Annotated in this window: 16 protein-coding genes; 8 read left to right on the top strand and 8 right to left on the bottom strand. The window is 46.0% G+C overall.

Annotated elements, in window-relative coordinates; translation table 11 throughout:
- Nucleotides 1–68: 68 nt before the first annotated feature.
- Nucleotides 69–233, bottom strand: a complete 165-nt coding sequence (locus tag NCI00_RS07990; protein ID WP_253526577.1) for a hypothetical protein — start codon at nt 231–233, stop codon at nt 69–71.
- Between the two features lie 216 nt (nt 234–449).
- Here NCI00_RS07990 and NCI00_RS07985 point away from each other — a divergent pair, with 216 nt between their 5' ends.
- From NCI00_RS07985 to NCI00_RS07975, 3 genes are all read left to right on the top strand, one after another.
- On the top strand, nt 450–1,208 hold the full coding sequence (locus NCI00_RS07985) for an SDR family NAD(P)-dependent oxidoreductase (RefSeq protein ID WP_253526575.1): 759 nt from the start codon (nt 450–452) through the stop codon (nt 1,206–1,208).
- A gap of 112 nt (nt 1,209–1,320) precedes the next feature.
- Nucleotides 1,321–1,797, top strand: a complete 477-nt coding sequence (locus NCI00_RS07980; RefSeq protein ID WP_166557614.1) for a nuclear transport factor 2 family protein — start codon at nt 1,321–1,323, stop codon at nt 1,795–1,797.
- Between the two features lie 40 nt (nt 1,798–1,837).
- Nucleotides 1,838–2,614, top strand: a complete 777-nt coding sequence (locus tag NCI00_RS07975) for an SDR family NAD(P)-dependent oxidoreductase (protein ID WP_114065495.1) — start codon at nt 1,838–1,840, stop codon at nt 2,612–2,614.
- Nucleotides 2,615–2,663: 49 nt separating this feature from the next.
- Here the strand turns inward: NCI00_RS07975 and NCI00_RS07970 are convergent, their stop codons facing one another.
- The 5 genes from NCI00_RS07970 to NCI00_RS07950 form a co-directional block, all read right to left on the bottom strand.
- On the bottom strand, nt 2,664–3,164 hold the full coding sequence (locus NCI00_RS07970; RefSeq protein ID WP_253526573.1) for a dihydrofolate reductase: 501 nt from the start codon (nt 3,162–3,164) through the stop codon (nt 2,664–2,666).
- Nucleotides 3,165–3,519: 355 nt separating this feature from the next.
- Nucleotides 3,520–5,847 carry an OmpA family protein gene (locus NCI00_RS07965; protein WP_253526572.1) on the bottom strand — a complete coding sequence of 776 codons (2,328 nt, stop codon included), beginning with the start codon at nt 5,845–5,847 and terminating at the stop codon, nt 3,520–3,522.
- 141 nt (nt 5,848–5,988) lie between these two features.
- Nucleotides 5,989–7,404 carry a tRNA lysidine(34) synthetase TilS gene (tilS, locus tag NCI00_RS07960; RefSeq protein ID WP_253526571.1) on the bottom strand — a complete coding sequence of 472 codons (1,416 nt, stop codon included), beginning with the start codon at nt 7,402–7,404 and terminating at the stop codon, nt 5,989–5,991.
- Nucleotides 7,405–7,446: 42 nt separating this feature from the next.
- Nucleotides 7,447–8,442 carry a sugar phosphate isomerase/epimerase family protein gene (locus NCI00_RS07955; protein WP_253526570.1) on the bottom strand — a complete coding sequence of 332 codons (996 nt, stop codon included), beginning with the start codon at nt 8,440–8,442 and terminating at the stop codon, nt 7,447–7,449.
- 107 nt (nt 8,443–8,549) lie between these two features.
- Nucleotides 8,550–12,299: a ThuA domain-containing protein gene (locus NCI00_RS07950; protein WP_253526569.1), complete on the bottom strand. Its 3,750-nt coding sequence runs from the start codon at nt 12,297–12,299 to the stop codon at nt 8,550–8,552.
- A gap of 164 nt (nt 12,300–12,463) precedes the next feature.
- Between NCI00_RS07950 and NCI00_RS07945 the strand changes: the two genes are divergently transcribed.
- The 3 genes from NCI00_RS07945 to NCI00_RS07935 all read left to right on the top strand — a co-directional run bounded on the left by NCI00_RS07945 (nt 12,464) and on the right by NCI00_RS07935 (nt 17,076).
- Complete coding sequence (locus NCI00_RS07945) at nt 12,464–13,183, top strand: NUDIX hydrolase (protein WP_253526568.1); 720 nt, start codon at nt 12,464–12,466, stop codon at nt 13,181–13,183.
- Between the two features lie 112 nt (nt 13,184–13,295).
- Complete coding sequence (pepT, locus tag NCI00_RS07940) at nt 13,296–14,543, top strand: peptidase T (protein WP_253526567.1); 1,248 nt, start codon at nt 13,296–13,298, stop codon at nt 14,541–14,543.
- Nucleotides 14,544–14,607: 64 nt separating this feature from the next.
- Nucleotides 14,608–17,076, top strand: coding sequence for a TonB-dependent receptor (locus NCI00_RS07935; protein WP_253526566.1), 2,469 nt, complete (start codon nt 14,608–14,610; stop codon nt 17,074–17,076).
- Nucleotides 17,077–17,140: 64 nt separating this feature from the next.
- Here NCI00_RS07935 and NCI00_RS07930 read toward each other — a convergent pair whose 3' ends face one another.
- On the bottom strand, nt 17,141–18,121 hold the full coding sequence (locus NCI00_RS07930) for a phytanoyl-CoA dioxygenase family protein (RefSeq protein WP_253526564.1): 981 nt from the start codon (nt 18,119–18,121) through the stop codon (nt 17,141–17,143).
- A gap of 255 nt (nt 18,122–18,376) precedes the next feature.
- On the opposite strand from NCI00_RS07930, the gene NCI00_RS07925 reads away from it, so the two are divergent.
- Nucleotides 18,377–18,700 (top strand): GxxExxY protein, encoded by a 324-nt coding sequence (locus tag NCI00_RS07925; protein WP_253526862.1) that lies wholly within the window; start codon nt 18,377–18,379, stop codon nt 18,698–18,700.
- A gap of 182 nt (nt 18,701–18,882) precedes the next feature.
- Entirely contained in the window at nt 18,883–19,734 is an 852-nt protein-coding gene (locus NCI00_RS07920) for a helix-turn-helix domain-containing protein (protein ID WP_253526562.1), read from the top strand.
- 38 nt (nt 19,735–19,772) lie between these two features.
- Here NCI00_RS07920 and NCI00_RS07915 read toward each other — a convergent pair whose 3' ends face one another.
- Nucleotides 19,773–22,370: a penicillin-binding protein 1A gene (locus NCI00_RS07915; protein WP_253526560.1), complete on the bottom strand. Its 2,598-nt coding sequence runs from the start codon at nt 22,368–22,370 to the stop codon at nt 19,773–19,775.
- Nucleotides 22,371–22,426: the final 56 nt, after the last annotated feature.

Genomic DNA, 22,426 nt, shown 5'->3' with positions numbered 1-22,426 from the left:
ATGGCCCGAAAGCCCGTGCGGTTAAGAGTTAGGAACTATAAATGTTGGAATTTTATTCGGCAGAAAAATCAGTCAAAATAGTGCATCATTGCGTAAAATAATACGATGAGCACGATTAAAGTCCCAATCACAATCCCGTACATTTGGGGCCAAGTTTTTATGAAAGGCGGAAGGCCTTCGTACTCATTTTCGGAAGGGGGCGAGGAGTGCGGCGTTTGGTCAGTTATTTTCATAGGGGGTAGTTAGAGGTAATAGTCTATCAACTTTCGGGTATATTTGTTTTACAACGGAAAATTAACCAAAATGCGTGCCGTAAAATTAGTTCTAATCTACTGGTTTCGATTTTTTATGGTGTAGAAAGTCAAAAAATTAGACTAAATCGTAGTAAAAATGGATTCAATTGCATTTTTTTAGTTTTGAATATACGCATTCATTCATTTTCAACCCTCATGATGTTTAAAGACCAAGTAGTAATTATTACCGGCGGTTGCTCCGGAATCGGGCGGGCGGCGGCTTTTCGTTTTGCACAAGAAGGAGCGAAATTATTCATTGCCGACCTGTCTGAAAAAGCGGGCGATGTTTTGATGGAAGAGCTTGAAAAAGTGGGAGCAGATGCGGCTTTTGCCCGCATTGATGTGACGGATGCCGAAGATGTAGAACGCATGGTTACGGATTGTATTCAGCGTTTTGGGGGGATTCATGTGCTCGTCAACAGTGCAGGTGTTTTGGGGCCGCGCGCTCGGACTGAACGGTATCCTGTCGAAGACTTTAAAAAAGTAATGGAAATCAATGTTTTCGGCCTGTTTAATTGTATGCAGGCTGTTTTACCCCATTTTTTGACGAAAAAAAGCGGGAATATCGTCAATCTTGCTTCGGTGGCGGGCTTGGGGGGCTTTGCGGGGCACGTGGGTTATTCGGCGAGTAAACACGCCGTGGTGGGCATGACCCGCACCGCCGCCCTTGAATACGCCAAATATGGGATTCGCATCAATGCCGTTTGCCCCTCGTTTACGATGACGCCCATGCTCGAAAACGCCATGACCAACGACGACACCAATTACCTAGATGCGCTTCAAAATGCTATTCCCATGAAACGATTCGGAAAGCCCGAAGAAATTGCCGACGCCATTATTTACGCGGCTTCTTCGGCGGCTTCTTTTATGACTGGGCACACGCTTGTGATGGACGGAGGGCTGCTGATAGCGTAGCGCCGTTGGTAATGTGTCGTTGGGTTCTTGAACCCAACAACCAACGATAGCGGTTTCTTAAAACCCTGAAATACGAGTACATCCTTTTTTTGCACAATCCTATTTTAATACAATGCACCCAAATCAAGCCCTCATTGAACGTTTTTATACGGCTTTTCAGCAGAAAGATTTCCGTACCATGCAGGCCTGTTATCATCCAGATGTTCGTTTTTCTGATCCTGTTTTTCCTAAATTAAAGGGCGCTGAAGCAGGACTGATGTGGGAAATGCTCCTGACCAGAAGCGCGGATTTAACGATTACGTTTGGGAATGTTCAGGCCGATTACCGAAGTGGCAGTTGCGACTGGGAAGCTACGTATACCTTTTCTGCCACGGGTCGTACCGTTCATAACGTAATACACGCCGAATTTTTGTTCAAAAATGACCTCATTTCGCGCCACGACGACCGCTTTAGCTTTTATGAATGGTCGTCGCAGGCATTGGGACTGACGGGGAAATTATTGGGCTGGAGCCGATTTTTGGAGAAAAAAATACAACGAAAAGCGGCGGATGGCCTCCGAAATTTTATCCAGAAAAAAGCCAAAAACTAAAAGTCGGATTTTATACCATCATCTTACCTAAACCAAAGTTATGAACAGCGAATCAGCAAAAAATCTTTTTGATTTGACGGGCAAAGTTGCCGTTATCACGGGGGCCAGCAAAGGCATTGGCGAGCAAATTGCGCGTTATTTTGCCCAATTTGGCGCAAAAGTCATCATCAGTAGTCGTAAACTCGCTGATTTGGAGCTGCTCGCTGAAGAAATTCGCCAAACGGGTGCCGATGTCACGGCCGTTGAGGCAAACATGGGCGACGAAGCCCACATCAAACATCTGTGTGACAAAGCCGTTGAAATCTACGGAGGAATTGATATTTTGGTCAATAATGCAGCCTCCAATCCCTATTACGGACCCACCGTTGACTGTCCAGATGCGGCTTTCGACAAAATCATGGACATCAACGTAAAAGCGCCTTTTCAACTCAGTAAATGGGTGCATCCCGTCATGAAACTACGGGGGGGAGGCAGTATTATCAACATAAGTAGTATTGCGGGAGAAACACCCGACCCAGGTTTGGGGATATACAGTGTCAGCAAGTCAGCCTTGAATATGTTGACTAAAGTTTTTGCCAAAGAGTGGGGTGACGATGGCATACGGGTCAATGCGGTCTGTCCGGGACTGATTAAAACGAAATTCAGTAAAGCCTTGTGGGAAAACGAAAAGACGCTGAATCATTTTACCAAACGAATTCCGATTTCTCGCATGGGAACGGTCGAAGAAGTAGCCTCTCTGGTGCTTTATCTTGCTTCTGATGCCTCGGGCTATTGTACGGGCGGAATCTACACCGTAGACGGTGGCACAACCATTTGATTGAGCCCTGACATGTTTTGTAAGGCTAAGAAAATCCCCCATCTGGATTTTATGGATTCTTCGTTTTATCGTACACTAAAAAAGAATAAGCGTAGGCATGTTGCGCGTCGGTGGGGAAATCCTGCCGACTTTTTAGTTTAAATTCAGATTCGGAAAATTCAGGAAAAAAAGCGTCTCCTTCAAATGTACCGTGTACAAGGGTTAAGTGGATGATGTCGGCCAATGGCAATGCCTGACGGTAGATTTCCGCCCCGCCAATGACAAACACCTCTTTGTCATTTTTGCAGGCTTCGAGGGCTTCTTGTAGACTTCCCGCCCGGGTAAAACCTTCTTCCAAAACATAATCTTCTTGACGCGTAATGACAAAATTGCCAACTTCTGACGCTAAACGGTCGGGAGTATCGTAGCTTTTTCGACCCATAATCATTCGGCAACCTTTTGTGACCGCAAAAAAATTGGCCCAGTCGTTGGGTAAATGTGGCCAAGGTAAGCGCCCCTGCAAGCCAATGGCTCGGTTTTCTGACATGGCGCTGATTAATGAAATTTGCATGAGTTGTTAGGTTGGATTAATCGTTAATCTGTGTTTAAGACTTCTAAGTTAATGTAGGTCGGTATCAGTTAACCGTAAAACTGCAAAATAATAAAAGTCAAATGTAAATGTAGGGGCAGGCCTCGCGTCTGCCCGTTTTGAGAGCCGTAAAACTGCTACTGCGACCCCATCCCTTCATTATTCTGTTTTACATTCTGCAGTTTTGTGTTTTGCGGTTATCATTTTTCTGTTTTACATTCTTCATTTTTCTGTTTTGCGGTTCTAAATCTAAAAGGTCTAGGGCCCCAAAAAACAAAACAGCGAAGCCCAATAGCCTCGCCGTTTGTTTCCTATCCTTACTATACTGCTATTACTTTTACTTTCCAGTTAGTGCTTCCCCAACTCCACCTTTGACCGATAAAATCTTGAATTCTGTTCGGCGATTGAGGCGGTGTTCTGCATCTTCACAATTTGCCCCATCAACACAATCGTTGACCAATTCAGACTCTCCATATCCACGGGCTACCAAACGTGATGGAGTGATTCCTTTGCGGACCAGATAATCAAAGGCGGCGCGGGCACGGCGCTCTGAGAGGCGCAGATTATACACGTCGCTGGCGCGGCTATCGGTAAATGACCGCAACTCAATTTGCATCGTAGGATACTTCTTCATCAGGCTTACTACTTTATCCAATTCTTTAGCGGCTTCGGGACGAATGAAAAACTTATCCAAATCGTAATAAATATTATCGAGGGTAAACACGTCGCCTGTGCCGTACATGCTCAGGTCGCTTTCCACGATTTTTTTCTTCGTTTTCTTATTCTTGTTAATGGTTTGTTCGTTGGTCGCCAATTCGTCGCCCTCGGCCCGCAAATCGTAGTTGCGGCTTGGGTCAACTTCAAACTCATATCCACCATCGGGGCCCGTTACTATGGTGCGTTCAGCACCCGTTTTCTGGTCTTTTAAGGTTACTTTTACGCCTTCTTGTGGCGCTTGATTTACCTCACGTTTTACCGTTCCGCGCAAAATCGTGTTCTCGCTCTTATTAAGGTAAATCGACACGCTCATCTGTGGATTGGCCGACTGGGTCATCGTTGAGAAACGAACATTGTTGGTGGCGTATCCTTCTTTGATGGCCTTAAAGTCGTAATCGGTTTGTGCTTCTAAGCAAATCTTTGTGGCACCATCGATTCCCGTTTGTTGAATGTCTTGGTTAGAACCATTTTTTACGATTCTAACGTCGGCGCCTTCGATGGGAGTGTTGGTTTTGGCATCAAGAACTAAGATTTCTAGCGGTCGGCAGGTGCGAGTAAAGCGGTAAATATTATCGTCAGATACGCCTTTGCTGCGGTTGGAGCTGAAGTAGCCAGTACCTAATTCTTTGTCGCTGATTAGTCCAAAGTCATCTTTTTCGGAGTTGATGGGTGCACCCAAATTTTTTACGCCTTTGTAGGCAATCCCTTCCTTAAGCTCGGCATAAAAAATATCCAGACCGCCCATTCCTTCGTGACCGTCGGAGGCAAAGTAGAGATTGCCTCCTGCGTCGATGAACGGAAACATTTCATTGCCTTCGGTATTAATTTCTTTGCCTAAATTGACAGGCGTGCCCCATTGTCCATTGTTGTATTCTACCACGTAAACGTCCGTGCCGCCAAATCCACCGGGCATATCCGAGACAAAATAAAGTTTGGTGTCGTCGGGTGAAAGTGCGGGGTGGCCCGTAGAATAATCGTCGCTATTAAAGGGGAGTTCTTTGACACCGCCCCAATCTTTGCCTTTTTGGTCGGCAATGTATAATTTCAATTTGTTGATTCCGTCGTTGCTTTTCTTGCTTTTTCCACCGTTGTAGTTGTTACGGGTAAAGACCACTTTGGTGTAATCTTTGAAGAAAGTAGCGGGGCCTTCGTGGTACTTAGTATTGAGCGTGCGGCTAAATTTCTCGGCTTTGGTGACGGGCATCGGCAAATCGGGGGTGGGAGTAGCCTCCGCGAGTGTGCCTGTGTTGCCATTGGTGGCAGAAGCACCGCCTAAGGTTCCCGCGGAGTTGAAGTAGGTGTCGCGTACGCCTTTGAGTGCCGAGGTGTCGGGGGTGAAATAGAGATCAAGGAACGGCGTTTGGTTCCAGTTAAAAACCCGTTTGATGATTCCTGATTCGGCTCGTGAGGAAACAAAGACCAACCCACCTTTGAAATACATCGGGCTAAAATCGGCCTGTTTGGAGTTGACTGGCAAATACTCTACGCGATACATGGCCGAATCTTTGTAAAAACGATTCATGTCCATGTACGTAACCGCAAACTTTCGACCGCGTAAATCGGACGATTGTAGGTCGGCGTACTTCCCGTACATTTTTTGCGATTCGCGGTGTTTGCCATTGCTTGCCAGCGCTTGGGCGTAATAGAGATAGTTGCGGCTGTCGGCATCGGCAAAACTTTCTACCAATTGTCCGTAAACTCTTTCCGCATTGCGGGTGTCTTGGAGGCGCCGGTAGCTGTAAGCCAATTTTTCTAGCGCCTCTTTGCGTTCGACAGGGTCAGACTTTTTGTCAACGCGAAGGAATTCTTCGTAGCCCCGCACAGCATCGGCATAGCTGTATTCGTCAAAAGCCCGATTGGCCGAACGGAGTCTGGCGTTTTGGGCGAATGCGTTGAGTGTCATCAGGGCCAGAACAAATCCCAACGCGATTTTACCTACGGTTTTCATAATTGCAAAAGTGTTACAGTAGCAGGAAAATAGGATTCTATCTGTCAGGTTTCAATTACTGTGCCAAAAAATAAAAGTAAGTTTTTTTTGGGATAAAAACTATTGAGGCGAAGTTGAGTGTGTGAAATAACTATCTGTTTTTCAGTTAGATGTGTCTTGTGAAAATTTTAAAATTCTCACAGTTGTTTCGCTAATTTTAAAACGTTCATCCAATCGAAGGCCTACCAGCCAAGCTATTTCGCCGTCTGATTCGAGTACGTAGACTTGGTTTTTTTGATTTCTGGGCACCTTTGCATCGACCAAAAAGTCACTGATTTTCTTCCTTTTTCCCTTCATGCCCAAAGGACAGAACCAATCGCCAGGCTGCCAAAGACGCAGCTTGAGCGGAAATGTTAGCGCATCTGCATCCATATAAGCGACTTCATTTTTATTTTCTATAAAGGTGGTTTCACCAGTTGTCCACGTTAAATGCCCTCCACCATAGTTAATTTCACCGCTAGGTTCATTCAATTCGTAGGACGCTGAGCTAGGTGTTTGGGTAGGAGCGACGAGCCACTTACCTCGGTCCATAACCAATGTATGCGTTGGTGAAAAATACCTTTTGCCCGTTTGCCCTTTTCGGTTGAGCCAAATGAGTTTTGATTGTTGGTACGTAAAACCAAAGTCCGTGAGCCACTGAGCCAATAACTCTACGGGAGCAACTTGCTGTTCTAATGGTGCAATAGCAATCCATATTGTGCTACCTTCGGCCCAAATGATTTCAGCCTCAATGGTTTTTCGGCTCGCTGCCAGCAGGTTTTCGGTGGCTTTGACGCGCTCGGCCAACGTGGCAACGGAGGCCGCTACATTTGGGTTAAGTTCCCTTAAAATAGGAACGACGTGGTGGCGTAGCCGATTGCGGGCATAATCTACGGAAGCGTTGGAACTGTCTTCCCGCCAAGGCAATTGATTTTGCGTTAGAAAAGCCTGTATGTTGTTTCGTAGGGCAAAAAGCAGCGGGCGAACCAATCGGTCTTTTTTGGGCAAAATCCCGTGCAAACCTGCCAAGCCCGTACCCCGCGTCAGGTTAAGCAGGACGGTTTCGAGGAGGTCATCTTGGTGGTGAGCAGTGAGAATATAGTCATAGCGAAATTGCTGACGGATTTCTTCAAACCAAGGATAACGCAATTCGCGGGCGGCCATTTGGGTAGAAATACCCCGTTTTTTGGCAAATGCCTTGGTCTCAAACCGCTGAACATGACAGTCAACTCCGTATTTTTGGGCCAGTTGTTGTACAAATAATTGGTCGCCTTCCGAATCTTCGCCCCGTAATTGGAAGTTGCAATGCGCAATGCCGAATGAAAAACCAGCCTCATGGCAAAGTTGCGTCAAAACAACCGAATCAATGCCCCCGCTCACCGTCAGTAGCAATCGGTCGGTGGGCGTAAAAAGTTGGTTCTCGGTAATAAAACGTAAGAAAGCTTGCAGCATTGGTCGGTTATTGGCTTGGCAAAGATACGTATAAAAAAAGAACGTCGTCGAGGCAGACTCCTCGACGACGTTAATAAGAAAATGCATTGGTAAAGCCTAGATGCTTACCGATGTTAAGAACTTGAATGGTTAGCTTAATAAGGCTTTTTCCAACAGTGCCTTGGTGGCCTTTATGCCTGCGTCTTCGTCTAAATAATTTTCTTTGGAGCCCATCATTTTCATCACGCCGCCTTCGTACTCAATTCCAATGTAGCCTTTGAAGCTATTAGGAAGATTGGCTTTAACAATCGGCATCATTTTTTCGAAATCTACGTCCGTACAATTGCCATTTGCGTCGAATTTGTGCGTTTTGGCGCTGACGCCCTTGGCAAAAGGCATCAACTTTTTAACGCCTTCGTACTTATCAAAGTCGTTGAGTATTTTGGCATTCATAAACCCTTCCATCGTCATGACTTTGGGTTTTTCGCGCTCGGTAAAATTGCCAAAATCAGGCAGTGAGCCTGCATAAGGGTTTTTTACTTGTTTGAGAAGGCTAACTAGCCAGTCGGGGTTGGTCGAGACGTTGATGTGATTTTCGATGATGACTCCGATACCCGCTTTTTCTCCGAATTCTACCAATTTTCCGTACCCTTCAACGCCCGCTTTCATTAATTCCTCGGGAGTGCCGTCGCCCGTCATGTTTACCCTGATGGAATGACAGCCCAAAAATTTGGCGGCTTCAATCCATTTGTAGTGATTTTCAACGGCCTGCTGGCGCTTAGCTGCGTCGTTAGCGCCCAAATCTCCTTCGTTATCGACCATGATAAGCACGTTGGTGACCCCCAAATCAGCGGTTCGTTGTTTGAGTTCGCTGAGGTAGGCTTGGTCTTTGGCTTTGTCTTGCCAAAACATAGAAACGTATTCTACGGCGCTGATGCCAAATTCGTTTTTGGCCTTGGCGGGAAAATCCATGTTTTTGAGTTTGCCACTGAACAACGAACCTGCCAACGAAAACTCGGCCAACGAAATGGTAAACCAAGGCTTGGCGGCAGCCAAGGCAGATTCGGCCACAAAACTTGCGGCAGTAACCATCCCCAATTGATTCAGGAATTGGCGACGATTGAGGTGATTGTCTTGAAATGTCATTTTTGTAAATGTTTAAAATTTAACGACGGCAAGCAGTTCCACTGTGGGTTTTAAACCCTGCCGACGTTTGCTATCTTGGTTTTAAACCTTGCCGACGTTAATGCGTTTTATTCCTTTTTTCCTTCAAACACCATTCCCATGGCTTCTAGCTTGATTTTGGAAACATGAGCGCTTTCGTCACGGACGAAATAAACGGTGGCTTTGCCATCGGCGTCAAATTTATCGGGAGTGCCCGTGGAACTGATTTCGCCGCCTTGGCCTCCAGCATCCATGATTACCTTGCCATCTTTCACCTTCACCTCGATATATTCAAAAGGCAATCCTGTCATTTTGTATTTACCAGCGTAGGCACTAATATCATTTTTGGGGGCAGCATCGACCGCAGGCACATTGCCCAAGGCGGGAGTATCGGTTTTGAATTCGATTCCCATCACGACCATGAGCGAGCCTTCCGCTTTTGGATTTTGGAAAACCAGATAAACATCATGAATGCCTTCGGTGGGGGTAAGGTTGATTTTTGCGGCATTTCCTCCAAAACCTCCTTTGTCGGTGGCTTCAATAAATCCAGATTCGCCGATGAGTTTACCCGTAGGTGAGCCTAAACGAAGCTCAATGTTACCGCCTTGTGCATTTAACTGGGCTTTGGGAGTAGCAACGACTAATTCTACTCGCTGAATACCTGTTAAATCAGCCTGATTGAGTCCGATGTAAGCGCCAGATTTGCTGGGAATCACGAGGTCATTTCCACCAAACGACATTTTGTTGACCGACTCATATTTGTCAAAACCGTGCGGACTTATTTTAGCATTCCGAAGGGTATAGGTTTGTTCTGAGGCAAGCGAGGGCAATCCTTTGTTACCTTGGTCTTCGTAAGACGCCCGGAGAATAAATACCCCTTGTCCTTTATCCCCAGCTGGTACTTTGGTCGTGTATGAACCCGCCACTGGCAATGAATTCGTATTGGCTTTTTGGTTAGAAAGGCTCAAAATATATTTTACCATGTCGCCTGCATCAGCGGCTGAAAGTTGTGGGTGGCCGGCCATGGGCGTTTCGCCCCATACGCCGCTGCCGCCTGAGATGACTTTTTTTGCGAGTTTTTCGATGGCACTGGCATCGCCTTTGTATTTTTGGGCAATGGCGCTGTACATGGGCCCGATGGATTTTTTGTCAATGCTATGACAGGCCTGGCAGTCGCTGGCGGCAATGAGTTTTTTGCCAGTGGCAAAACCCGCACTCGCATCCGCTGAGCGGTGGCCTTGGGCAATGGCTATTTTGTCATATCCTTCGGCCAAATAGTCAATGCTTACGGCTACTTGTTCGGGCTTGATTTTTCCGTTGGCGAGGCTTCCGTCTTCTTTGTCGCTTACTTTTACCTCATAATCAAACGATTTGTTGGCGAAAAAGAAAGTCTTGTTGCTTTTGGGTAAGTCAAAGGTCAATACTGGCGGCTCGTTGCCAGCGGTCAATTCCAACGATTGAGAATTAGAAGCGCCTTTTGCATCGGTCACGGTTAAGGTGGCTTTATACACTCCCGCTTTGGCCAGCGCCAACGTTGGATTTGCTTCGTTTACAACTTTGTTAAAACCGTCTTTGGAGGTAATTTTCCAAGAATATTTCAGCGCATCACCATCTGCATCGGTTGTTCCTTTTGATGAGAGGTTTACTTTGAAGGGAACCGAGCCACCCATTTTGTCGGCGGCTACCTGTACCACGGGTTTTCTGTTTCCGCCGTTGTATTCAATCCTTATCAAACGCGCGTCATCGTTGGCTGTAAACCAGCCCGAGCCGTATTCGAGCATGTACAAATCGCCATTGGCATCAAACTCCATGTCCATCGGATTGCTGAATTTATAGCTTGGCATAAAGCGGTCCATCGAAACATAGTTGCCGTCTTTATCCATCGTAACGGCCATAATCCAGCCGCGCATCCAGTCGTAAGTCAGGATTTTGCCATCATAATACTTGGGGAAAGCACGAGCGGCATTTTTGAAATCTTCGCTGTAAAATACGGGACCCGCCATGGCATTGCGACCGCCGCTTCCCACCATCGGAAACTCGGGAGATTCGCCGTAAGGATACCAAATAAAAGCTTTTTGGGCGGGTGGTAGTTCTTTTAAGCCAGTGTTGTTGGGAGAGGTATTGATGGGCTTGGTCGCGTCCCATTTTTCGCCCGATTTATTATTCGCAAAATCAAATCTGTTATAGGCTTTGTTGTCGCCCACGAAGTGTGGCCATCCAAAGTTACCCGCTTTGCGTGCCTGACCCACTTCGTCGTGCCCCGCAGGGCCTCGGTCGTCGGCGGGTTTGTTGGCGTCAGGACCTACTTCGCCCCAATACACAAAACCCGTTTTCTGGTCAACTGAGATGCGGAATGGGTTACGGTGGCCCATGGTATAGATTTCGGGGCGGGTTTGTGGTGTCCCTTTGGGGAATAAATTTCCTTCGGGAATGGTGTAGCTACCGTCAGGTTGTGGTTTGATGCGAATGATTTTTCCGCGTAAATCATTGGTATTGGCCGATGATTTTTGGGCGTCCCAAGATTCGCGGCCCGGGCGCTCGTCGCTGGGGCTGAAACCGTTGGATCCGTGGGGGTTGGTATTGTCGCCCGTTGATAAGTAGAGATTCCCCGCTTTATCCCAAGCGATGGAGCCGCCCGTGTGGCAACATTCTTCGCGTTGGGTGGCAACTTCCAAGATTACTTTTTTTGAACTCATAACCAACTCGTCACCGCGTAATTCGTAACGGGTTAAGATGTTTTTGGGCTCACCACCCGCGGGGGAATAATAGAGGTAAATCCAGTGATTTTGGGCGAAATTAGGGTCTTTACTCAATCCCAAAACGCCATCTTCGCCTTCCGAAACTTTTCCTTCTTTGCTGGTATACTTAGTGTTTACGTCGAGCTTGGCAATGGTTTTGAGTTGCTTTGTTTTGGTGTTATAAAGTCGAATTTCTCCTTTACGTTGGATGAATAAAATGCGCCCGTCGCCCAACACGGAAAGTTCCATGGGTTCGTCCAGTTTTTCTTCCAAAACCACTTTTGTAAAACGGTTTTCGTCGGGACGTGCTTTGGTATAATCCAAAGGTTTGGGCGCATCGCCTCCCATAACGTAGTTCAAACCAGCCCAGATGTGATTGAGAAAAAGAGGTTCCGAGAAGGTCTCATCGGTATGCCCCATAGCGGTATAAAATGCTCTTCCTCCGTCAAATTCTTGGTACCAGCTCATGGGGTGATTGTCTCCGTTTTTGCCTCCCTGATAGGTTTTTTCATCAATTTTTAGGAGTACATTAATGCTTGGACTGATGTTTTTAAAGGCATAAAATTCATCGGTGCGTTCAAACTCATCAGGCATTCCCTTGGTAGCCCAATGGTTTTTCATGGCTACGATAAATTTCCCTTTTTGAACGTTGCTTGGAACAGAAGGATGGTCTAAAAAATAGGCCCCCGCCAAGCGTCCGTACCACGGCCAGTCGTATTCGGTATCGGTTGCGGCGTGAATGCCTAAATACCCGCCACCCGCTTGGATATAGTGTTCAAAATCAGCCTGTTGGTTGGAGTTGAGTACGTCGCCAGTCGTATTTAGAAATACTACCGCACGATAACGTTTTAGGTTTTCTGGGTTGAATTGCGTGGCATCTTCGGTCAAATCAACGGTGAACCCTTTTTCTTGGGCCATTTTTTGAAAAGCGACTTTTCCTGCCTCAATCGAAGCGTGCCGGAAGGCTGCCGTCTTGCTGAAAATCAACACGCGGCGTTCGGGCGACTGCCCAAAAACCATTGCTGCGCCACATATCAGCAATCCCCAACTGAGAAGCAGGAAACGGACTGATTTTCGGGTGTTTACGTTTACTTTTTTCATGAATAAAACGAGTTGAAACTGATAGGTTAACTTGGTAATGTTTTAATTTTAACAGAGATAATTTTGTTATTATCTCATTATGGGACAATAATAACTGATTTTATTTTATTACTCAAATTTTTACGTATTTTTGCCTAAACCCTTATGCCGTATATATCCCCATTATGAATGAACTTGAAGATTTTTTAGCGTTAAAACACCGTTTTATCCCCCAACTTTCAGTCGATTGCGTGATTTTTGGTTTTCATAATCAACAACTCAAAGTATTGTTACTGAAATTAAAAAACTTAGATTTATGGGCGTTGCCCGGCGGCTATGTAGAGCAGAGCGAAGGAATTGACGATGCTGCTCAGCGAATTTTGGAAGAGCGGACGGGCCTGAGAGATATTTATTTGGAACAATTTCGGGTATTTGGTTCGGCAGACCGCTCCACCAAGGAATTTATCCAAAAAATCATGGAAGTGCACCACCCAGAATCGATGAACGAGCCATGGGTGTTGCAGCGCTATGTTTCCATTGGTTATTATGCTTTGGTAGACTTTTCAAAAGTGAACCCCACGCCAGATTTTTTGTCTGAATACTGTGAGTGGTTTGAGATGAAGCAATTGCCCAAATTGGCCTTTGATCACCGCGAAATCATTCAAAAAGCGCTGGAAACCCTGCGTATAACGCTGGATTCTAAGTTAGTAGGCTCCAATCTTCTGCCCGAAACATTCACGATGATGGAACTACAAAGCCTGTACGAGACTATTTTGGAGATGCCCCTTCGTAGGAATAATTTTCAGCGAAAAATGCTGAGTTTGGATATTTTAGAACGAATCGAAAAGCTGTACACAGGAGCGGCCAACAAAGCGCCCTACCTGTATCGATTTAAAAAATCGTAGTTAATTTCCATTCAAAACCTTTCATTGAACGTCAATATTTAAAGGTTTGGTAAATTGAAAACCGTTTAGCATCTTGCTATTCGGTTTTTTTATTCACTCAGCCCACCAACTCATGTCATCAACTCCCTCTACTGTGCTTGATCGCTTTCTGCGATACGTTCAAATTGATACGCAATCCGACCCTCATTCTACCGCGCAGCCTTCAACCGAAAAACAAAAGGATTTGAGCCGATTGTTGGTCACGGAACTTTTTGAAATGGGGATTTTAGACGCGCACCTCGATGAGCATGGCTATGTGTACGCCACGCTCCCCGCCAACACGACCAAATACAACGTGCCAGTAATTTGTTTTTGTTCGCACGTTGATACCTCACCCGATTGCTCGGGGGCGGGGGTAAAGCCAATCGTGCATACTAAGTGGGACGGCACTGACATTGTACTTCCCGATGATTCATCGCAGGTGCTACGTCAATCAGAACATCCTGATTTAACCGCCCAAATTGGCAATGACATTGTAACCGCCAGCGGTACGACGCTGCTCGGAGCCGACAACAAGGCGGGCGTGGCGGAAATTATGGATGCAGTTTATTTTTTGATTAATAATCCTGACATCAAACACGGAACCGTCAAAATCCTTTTTACCCCCGATGAGGAAATCGGGCGTGGTACTGCCAAGGTAGATTTAGAAAAACTGGGGGCGGATTTTGGGTATACTATTGATGGTGAGAGTGTTGGTACGTTGGAAGACGAAACTTTTAGCGCGGATGCCGTCAAAATTACGATTTCAGGTGTAAGTACGCACCCTGGTTTTGCGAAAGGAAAACTCGAAAATGCGCTTAAAATTGCGGCAGATGTGCTGGCCGCTTTGCCAAAAGACACTTTGTCGCCCGAAACGACCGAAGACATGGAGGGGTTTATTCACCCGACCCATATCGAAGGAATTTTGGAAAAAGTAACCCTCGGATTTATCATTCGTGATTTTACAGTGTCAGGATTGCACGAAAAAGAAACGTATTTGAAGGGTATTTTGGACAAGGTTTTAGCAAATTATCCCCATTCTACCGCCCATTTTGAGGTGATAGAGCAATACCGAAACATGAAGGAGGTGCTGGACCAACACCCACAGGTGAGCGACTATGCGCTGGAAGCGATTCGGCGCAGCGGTCTTACTGCCAAGCGTCGGAGTATTCGTGGGGGGACCGACGGGTCGCGGCTTTCATTCATGGGGTTGCCGTGTCCAAATATCTTTGCGGGCGAACACGCATTTCACTCAAAATTGGAATGGGTTTCGGTGCAAGATATGCAAAAGGCCGTCGAAGTGATTGTGAATCTTTGTCAAATTTGGGAAGAAAAAGCGTAGTCATTTGCGCTACAGCTGATACATTATTAACTGCCATTTGATAAACTAAACCGTTAAAATACCGATGTTCCGTAACAGCCTATTTACACTTTTTGCGGCGTCTTGCATTGCGTTGAGCGCCTTTCGTTTCGACGATAATTGGTTAGACAAAATTGTGTCAAAATTTGAAGCTTACCAACGAAATTCTCCTCAGGAAAAAGCCTATCTGCACTTGGATCGACCGTATTATTCGGCCGGTGAAACAATTTGGTTTAAGGCCTACTTAATTAACAGCGGCAGTCACACTGCCGACTCGGTCAGTCAAGTTTTGTACGTGGACTTGGTCGATAAATCGACTGGGAAAGTGGTTTTGTTGAAGAAAATTGAAATGATTGGCGGATTGGGTGAAGGCGATTTAGCCCTCAAAGATTCCCTCAAAGCGGGCGACTATATGGTCAGGGCCTATACAAACTGGATGCGTAATTTTGCGGAAGATTTCTTTTTTCACCGTGACTTGCCCATTTTTCGGGCGGAGGCATCACCGACTGTTTATCCTTCCAACGCCGACGACATCGACGTGCAGTTTATGCCCGAAGGCGGTCAATTGGTGCTGGGAATTGAGGGAAGAGTGGCTTTTAAAGCAACCAATATTTTGGGGAAAGGGGCCGACATTACGGGGGCGGTGCTCAATCAGGCCAATGATACGCTGGTGGGATTTTCAACCCTCAAATTTGGCATGGGGTATTTTACCATCACGCCCGAGCCGGGAGAGAAATACCGTATTGAGGTGCGAAAGCCAGACGGTAAATATGTGAGTTACGCTTTTCCTGAACCGCAAAAAGAAGGAATCGTGATGATGGTGGACAATGTTTCCAACAAAGAAAATGTAAGGGTGATTCTTAAACACAACAAGGTTGTTTCGGCAACGAGCGAACTCGCACTGATAGCCCAAACGAGGGGAGAAATAATGTACGCCGCCAAAACGTCGATGGCCAAAAAGATGTCACTTTTCAGTATTCCAAGGGCCAATCTTCCCGAGGGAATTACACAATTGACGGTTTTTGACGAAAAAGGTTTGCCCGTTTGTGAACGCCTGGTTTTTGTCAACAAAAATCAGCCTTTGTCGCTAGAATTGAAGGCTGACAAAGCGGTTTATAAAAGCCGTGAAAAGGTAGAGTTGGAACTGACGGCAAAAGACGCGGCGGGCAATCCCGTCAGCGGGAGTTTTTCCTTAGCCGTGACCGATGCGGGGCAAGTGCTTGAAAAAGAGATGTATGGCGTAAATATTCGTTCGTATACCTTGCTGACATCCGACTTAAAGGGCGCGGTTGAGCAGCCTTCTTATTATTTTGATACAAAAAATCCCAATAACGTGCGTGACCTAGAAGTGTTGATGATGACGCAGGGATGGCGGAGATTTGCTTGGAAAAATGCCTTGGAAGATTCGCTTGTGGCCAATAAATATTTTGTGGAAGAAGGGATTTCATTAATGGGAAAGGTAGTACGCAGCAACAAAAAACAGCCAGGAAAAGTAAAGTTGACTTATATGTTGCAATCCAATGGGAAGGACAGCACCCGTGCGGTTTTTATGGGCGAAACGGCAGAAACGGGCGAATTTGCCGCCCTAAATTTGGACGTTCGCGACACCACAAATCTCTTGATTCAAGCCGTGTCGGAACGCGGAAATCGTAATTTTAATATCTTGCTGGATGCTTTCCAACCAGCTACCGTGACCGTCACTAAAGTGCCTTTTAACAGTATTCAGTTTGATGCCAATGAGTTGGCCGAGTATTTGAAGCGAGCAGATGAATATTTACAAATAGAGCGCAAAATCCGGGAAAGCCGCGAGAAAATTTTGCAGGAAGTGGTAGTCAGAGCCCGAAAAAGCGACCAAATAAAAAAAGACAGCCGCCGTGCTATTTACGGCACACCCGATGCCACCATCAAATTTGACCAAATTAATTCATCGGGGGCAATGACCATCTTTGACGTTATTCAGGGGCGTGTAGCGGGCGTAACCGTGACGGGTAGCGGGTTTAATCGTACGGTGCAGATTCGAGGCTCGGCCAACTTCAGCGGCGTGGTAGAACCGCTGTTTGTACTCGATGGAATGCCCGTCGATAAAGCCTCCATTATGAATATTTCACCCGTGGATGTAGAAGCTGTTGATATTCTGAAAGGAGCGTCGGCGGCCATTTATGGAAGTCGAGGCGGAGGCGGTGTTATTGCAATTTTGACCAAAAGAGGCAGTGAAAATTATGATTGGTCCAAAGACAAAGAGCCCGTGCCCGGTACGCTAGTAACCAAACTGCTGGGCTACAGTCCAGTTCGTGAATTCTACGCACCGCGCTATGATAAAGCGGCTCCTGAGCACGTAAGGCCCGATTTTCGTCCAACAGTATTTTGGGCACCGATGGTACAGACCGATAAAGAAGGAAAAGCAAAGGTGACATTTTTTACGTCGGATGCTCAAACACAACTCAATCTTCGGGTAGAAGGGATGACCCCTAAGGGGCAATTTGGGGCGACGACGAAGCAGCTTAAAGCTAAATAAATGTAATGATAGCAAGAACCGTTTTCAGCATATATAAAGCTGAGAACGGTTCTTGCTTTATCGCTTACCAGTTTTCTAGTCCAAGCAGTTTCTTGCCTAGTTCATTCAATTCAGCGACGCCGTACTTGGTTTGCTCCCAGTTGCGCGGGTCGCCGGGAAAGGCGTATCCTTCGGGAGAAATACGGTTTTTCCACGAATTAATCCGCCACTGTCGCATCGACTCATTATCTTCCTCGGCGGGCATCATGGAGATGTACTGCGCAATGCGCACTTTGTTACCCGATAAATTTGGCCGAATGCCGTGGGGTTGCGAGCTGTTGAAAATCAACAAATCGCCTGCTTCCAGTTTGACTTTGACTAAGTATTGTTCTAGTCCCGTAATGTCGGGTTTGAAGTGGTTACGGTCTTCGGGTTGGGTCAATTTCCAGGTATCATACGTCCGGAAAAGCTCAGGAATGCATTGGAATCCGCCCATGTTTTCGTCGGTTTGGTCTGCCAAAGCCAATACCCCCTGCACATTTTGGGGTTTGGTTTCGGGGTCATAGTCCCAATGAATAAAACCTTTGTATTCAAACCCAGGCCGAATCGGGAAGTTCAGATTGGCGCGGTCGATGGTTACCCACAGTTTTTCGGTGCCCCAAATATCCACAAATGCATCATAAACCCGCTGCATCTGGCGGTTATTCCAGAGGTGTTGGTTGTTATATACTTCCACCATTCCTGTTCCCGTCAATTCTTTCATTTTCATTTCTGCACGGGGAGGGGCGTACCATGTTTCGGGGTCATTAGGGTCTTTTTCTTCAAATTCCCACAAGAACTGCGCAGTGCGCTCGGCTTGTTCTTTCGGAACGGCATTTTTAATGACAATATAGCCATTGTGAATCCAAAATGCCCAATCTTCTTCGCTCAATACCCGAAGGGGTTGGCCGTTGGAACGGTCGCTCAGCTTGATATGACTGCTGGTAGCCGTTGAGGGGTTGCCGGGAATGTCTTTATGGTTTTGGTTGGGGGTGGCCATTGTGGGGGCCATAGTTTGCGCTTCCATGTTATGTCTTATTTTGAATTGAAATAATGATACAAAGATAGTGGCTTTCGATGGCCGATTTCTACCCCGATTATTGCTATAATTTGAACAATATTGATTTATTAATTATAAATTTATGGCTAATTTGTAAATATAAACTAATTTACCTCCGTGAATCTCCGTTTCTCCGTGGTTTAAAAATTGATAACCACAGAGGGAAGGAGGGACACGGAGAAAATAAGATACCCTATGATTGAAAATGAAATTACCTAAAAAATTATTGGGTGTGCTATTGAAGTGCACCGAGAGTTTGGACCGGGATTGTTGGAGTCGGCGTATGAAGAGTGTCTGTTTTATGTGCTAAACCAAAATCAAATTTACACGGAGCGTCAAAAGGCAATGCCGCTGCTATTTAAAGGAGTTCATCTGGATTGTGGATACAGACTTGATTTGTTTGTTGAGCGCAAAGTAATTGTTGAACTCAAAGCCGTTGAGGCGATCAATGATGTTCACAAAGCGCAACTCATGACGTATATGAAGTTGGCTAAATGCAAGGTGGGATTACTGATTAACTTTAATGTGGTGAGGCTCAAAGACTGAATTGTGAGGTGGATTGTCTAACCTCTGTGAATCTCCGTTTCTCCGTGGTTAAAAAAATAACAACCACAGAGAGAAAGAGAGACACAGAGAAAAGTAACCTCTGTGAATCTCAGTTTCTCCGTGGTTTAAAATAATAACCATGGAGGGAAAGAGGGACACAGAGAAAAAAAACTCAACGAAAGATGAAAATACAATTTGAAGAATTAAATATAGCCTCCGACAGTTCGTTTAAGGTCATGCTTAACCCGAGGATGAATGACTTCTTTTTTTGGCACTTCCACCCCGAATTTGAGCTGGTCTATATCGAAGGCGTAAACGGAAATCGGCACGTTGGAGAGCACATTTCTCGCTACCAAGGCAGTGATTTGGTATTTATTGGGTCCAATATTCCCCATTTGAATTTTGATTATGGTGTGAAGGAAGAATACGAAAAAATAGTGATTCACCTTCGGCCCGATTTTTTGGGGGAATCATTTGGCGCTATACCTGAGTTGGCAAGCGTATTCCAACTTTTTGAGAAAGCCCAATTGGGAATAGGATTTGGAAAAGAAACGACTAGAAAAATAAGCGAACGCCTAAAAAAAATCTACTATCTACCTCATTTTGAACAGTTTTTGGAAGTGTTAAGCATTTTTCAACTCTTGGCCTCTGCAACGGATATTGAATTGCTTCATACCAAACCCGTTGAAAATCAGTACACTAAAAAAGACCAAGAGCGCCTCAAACGCCTGTATCGGTTTATGGATGAAAACTACCAGCGCAAAATCGAAATCGACGAAGTGGCCGAACTGAGCCATCTGAGCAATGCCGCTTTTTGTCGTTATTTTAAGAAAATGACGCGGCTGACCTTTACCGAATTTCTCAACCATTACCGCGTCAACCAAGCCAAGAAGCTGTTGTTGATGGACAAAAACGTGACCGAAAGCTGCTTTGAGTGCGGCTTTGAAAGTCTGTCGTATTTTAACCGCACGTTCAAAAAAGTAACGGGTGAAAACCCGTTGACTTTTAAAAAACGATATTTGAATAGGGGATAAATTCGTAAAAACTGAACCGAAAAGACCTTAGAATACTCCTACGAATTTATCGTATCCACTGGCACATCCGGAATCTCAATGTCGGGGTCAATCGACGGAGGTAGCATAAAGAGAGAGTCTTTAATGGCGTTGGTTGAGTCAGGTACTTGCTCGATTGGCGACGAAGGTGCGCAACCTTTATAGGGCTTGATGATGGTGATTGTGGGTTTGGGAAAAGGCCCGCGTTTATAACCAATGCTGGCATCATCGTACACTTTTTCCAGAAAACGCCCCACCAAAGGCAAGGCTGTTTTGGCTCCCTCGCCCAGATTCGTACTTCTGAAGTGGATACTGCGGTCGTCGCCGCCCACCCAGCCGCCTACCACGAGGTCTTTGGTGACACCCATGAACCAGCCGTCGGAGTTGTTGGAAGTGGTGCCCGTTTTTCCGCCAATCTCAAAACCATTTTTAAACAAACTGCCAAACGTCCAGATGTTTTGCGAAGTCCCTCCGGGTTCTTCGATACCCCCTTTGAGCATGTGAACCATCAAAAACGCGGATTCTTCGCTGATGACCTGTTTGCTTTGCGGGGCAAATTCCTCAATCACGCTCCCGTTGGCATCTTCGATCCGCGCCACCACTACGGGGTCGGTATGACGGCCGCCGTTGGGGAATACCGCGTAAGCCGCCACCATATCAAACAACGACACATCAAACGGCCCCAATCCGATGGACGGAACGGCTTTCAGCGTGGTCGTGATGCCAAGTTTATGGGCGTAATTCACCACCGATTGCGCGCCAATTTTGTTTGTTAGATGTGCCGTAACCGAATTGATAGAGCGCGCTAAAGCCCGTCGGAGGGTTAGTTCTTGATAAGTAAAACCACCCGTGGAGTTTTTGGGTCGCCAGATTCGGGTTGTATCGCGTCCGCGAACTTTTTCCCGAACTTCAATCTGAAACGGCTCATCGACCATTTTATCGCATGGGCTCATGTTAAACGCTGAGCTGTCGATAGCGGCGCAATAAACAAAGGGCTTAAAGGTAGAGCCGGGCTGGCGTTTTCCTTGCTGAACGGCGTCGTATTTGAAGAATTTATAGTTCAAACCACCCACCCAAGCTTTTATTTGCCCCGTGTAAGGGTCCATGGCCATCATACCCGCGCGCAGAATGCGCTTGTAATAATTGAGTGAATCTATCGAGCTCATCATGACTTTTTTCTCACGACCCGTTTTCCAGTCGTAAATGGTCATGGTGTCTCTTTTGTTCATATAATACCAAACGGAATCCTGCCGGGCGGCTGAATCCAGTTTTGCAAATTGCTTTGATAATAACTTGTAACGGTCGGTGCGTTTGGCCACGTCGTTCAAAAAATTCGGGATTTCGTTGCCCTGCTCGTCGCGCCACGGATTTTGATTCAACCAATGATTTTCAAAGCTTTGCTGCAGCATCCGCATCCGCTCAGCTACGGCTGCTACGGCGTGTCGTTGCATCCGAGAATCAATCGTTGTCCGAATTTTTAGGCCATCAGTGTAAGGGTCATAATCGTTTTCTTCGCCCCATTTTTGGATAAAATCTTCCACACTTCCGTTGAAATACTGATAAATGGCGTATTCATCGTCTTCTTCGTTGAAGCGCTCGGGTGTCAGGCGAAGTTCGATGGGAAGTTTACTGAGAGAATCGGCTTGGCTTTGTTTCAAATAGTTGTATTTCACCATTTGAGACAACACTGTATTACGACGTACGAGTGACTTATCGTAGTTTTTTGTCGGGTTGTAGGTGTTGGTGGCTTTCTGGAGACCCACCAATACCGCAGCCTCTTGTATGTTAAGTTCGTAAGGTGATTTGTTGAAATAATACCGAGCAGCCGTTTTGATGCCGTAGGTATTGTTGGAATAGTCAACGGTATTGAAGTACATCGTCAGAATTTCTTCTTTCGAAAAGTTCCGTTCCAGCCGAATCGCCGTGAGCCATTCTTTGGTTTTATAAACAACCGTTCGCACGAGCGGAATATAACCAAGCAATCCCCTTGCGGAGCGTTTACGGGTTTTGAACAGTTTCTTCGCCAATTGTTGTGTAATGGTACTTCCGCCGCCGCGCTCACCGCCTTTTAAAATACCGACGGCTACTCCCATCAATGCCCGTGAGTCAATGCCTGAGTGCTCATAGAAACGGGCGTCTTCGGTCGCAATGAGGGCTTTTACAAGGTTTGGAGAAAGGCTATCGTAGTCAATGGGAGTACGATTTTCGGTATAAAATTTCCCAATCAATTGCCCGTCAGAAGAATAAATTTCGGAGGCTTGGGCCACCTTGGGGTTTTGTAAATCTTCGACGCTGGGCATACTGCCACACAACCATAAAAAGTTGGTTTCGACACAAAAGATGTAAAAAGCAAACGCGGCGGTCCCGTACACAAATGCTTTCCAAGTCAGGATGACGGGCCGGTAGTAGGGGGAGTTAACATCAACACGAGAATAAAAACTTCTTTTTAACGAGGTACGATACGCCTGTAAGGTATGAGTCCAGTTTTGTAGCCGTTCCTTGCCCACTATTTTACCCAATAAATTGTAAAATAACGACAGCAACAGACCGAATGCCCGTTTTACAGGAGCAATGAGTTTTTGCCAAATCACGTTCAGTTTCTCCAAAAATTCACGCATAAATCAATGCATAATGGGTTTGAGCGTCAAAGATAGCTTTTTTGATAGATACCAAA

Source organism: Runella salmonicolor, assembly GCF_024158025.1.
GTDB lineage: Bacteria > Bacteroidota > Bacteroidia > Cytophagales > Spirosomataceae > Runella > Runella salmonicolor.
The sequence above is the reverse complement of the archived record's forward strand: the minus strand, read 5'-3'. Positions and strand labels throughout refer to the sequence as shown.

Excerpts from the sequence above, each read along its gene's own strand:
- NCI00_RS07915 (WP_253526560.1), bottom strand. The coding sequence starts at position 22,370 with ATGCGTGAATTTTTGGAGAAACTGAACGTGATTTGGCAAAAACTCATT.
- NCI00_RS07935 (WP_253526566.1), top strand. The coding sequence starts at position 14,608 with ATGTTCCGTAACAGCCTATTTACACTTTTTGCGGCGTCTTGCATTGCG.
- NCI00_RS07970 (WP_253526573.1), bottom strand. The coding sequence starts at position 3,164 with ATGCAAATTTCATTAATCAGCGCCATGTCAGAAAACCGAGCCATTGGC.
- NCI00_RS07955 (WP_253526570.1), bottom strand. The coding sequence starts at position 8,442 with ATGACATTTCAAGACAATCACCTCAATCGTCGCCAATTCCTGAATCAA.
- NCI00_RS07930 (WP_253526564.1), bottom strand. The coding sequence starts at position 18,121 with ATGGAAGCGCAAACTATGGCCCCCACAATGGCCACCCCCAACCAAAAC.
- pepT (WP_253526567.1), top strand. The coding sequence starts at position 13,296 with ATGTCATCAACTCCCTCTACTGTGCTTGATCGCTTTCTGCGATACGTT.
- NCI00_RS07950 (WP_253526569.1), bottom strand. The coding sequence starts at position 12,299 with ATGAAAAAAGTAAACGTAAACACCCGAAAATCAGTCCGTTTCCTGCTT.
- NCI00_RS07980 (WP_166557614.1), top strand. The coding sequence starts at position 1,321 with ATGCACCCAAATCAAGCCCTCATTGAACGTTTTTATACGGCTTTTCAG.
- NCI00_RS07985 (WP_253526575.1), top strand. The coding sequence starts at position 450 with ATGATGTTTAAAGACCAAGTAGTAATTATTACCGGCGGTTGCTCCGGA.
- NCI00_RS07920 (WP_253526562.1), top strand. The coding sequence starts at position 18,883 with ATGAAAATACAATTTGAAGAATTAAATATAGCCTCCGACAGTTCGTTT.
- NCI00_RS07945 (WP_253526568.1), top strand. The coding sequence starts at position 12,464 with ATGAATGAACTTGAAGATTTTTTAGCGTTAAAACACCGTTTTATCCCC.
- NCI00_RS07965 (WP_253526572.1), bottom strand. The coding sequence starts at position 5,847 with ATGAAAACCGTAGGTAAAATCGCGTTGGGATTTGTTCTGGCCCTGATG.
- tilS (WP_253526571.1), bottom strand. The coding sequence starts at position 7,404 with ATGCATTTTCTTATTAACGTCGTCGAGGAGTCTGCCTCGACGACGTTC.
- NCI00_RS07990 (WP_253526577.1), bottom strand. The coding sequence starts at position 233 with ATGAAAATAACTGACCAAACGCCGCACTCCTCGCCCCCTTCCGAAAAT.
- NCI00_RS07975 (WP_114065495.1), top strand. The coding sequence starts at position 1,838 with ATGAACAGCGAATCAGCAAAAAATCTTTTTGATTTGACGGGCAAAGTT.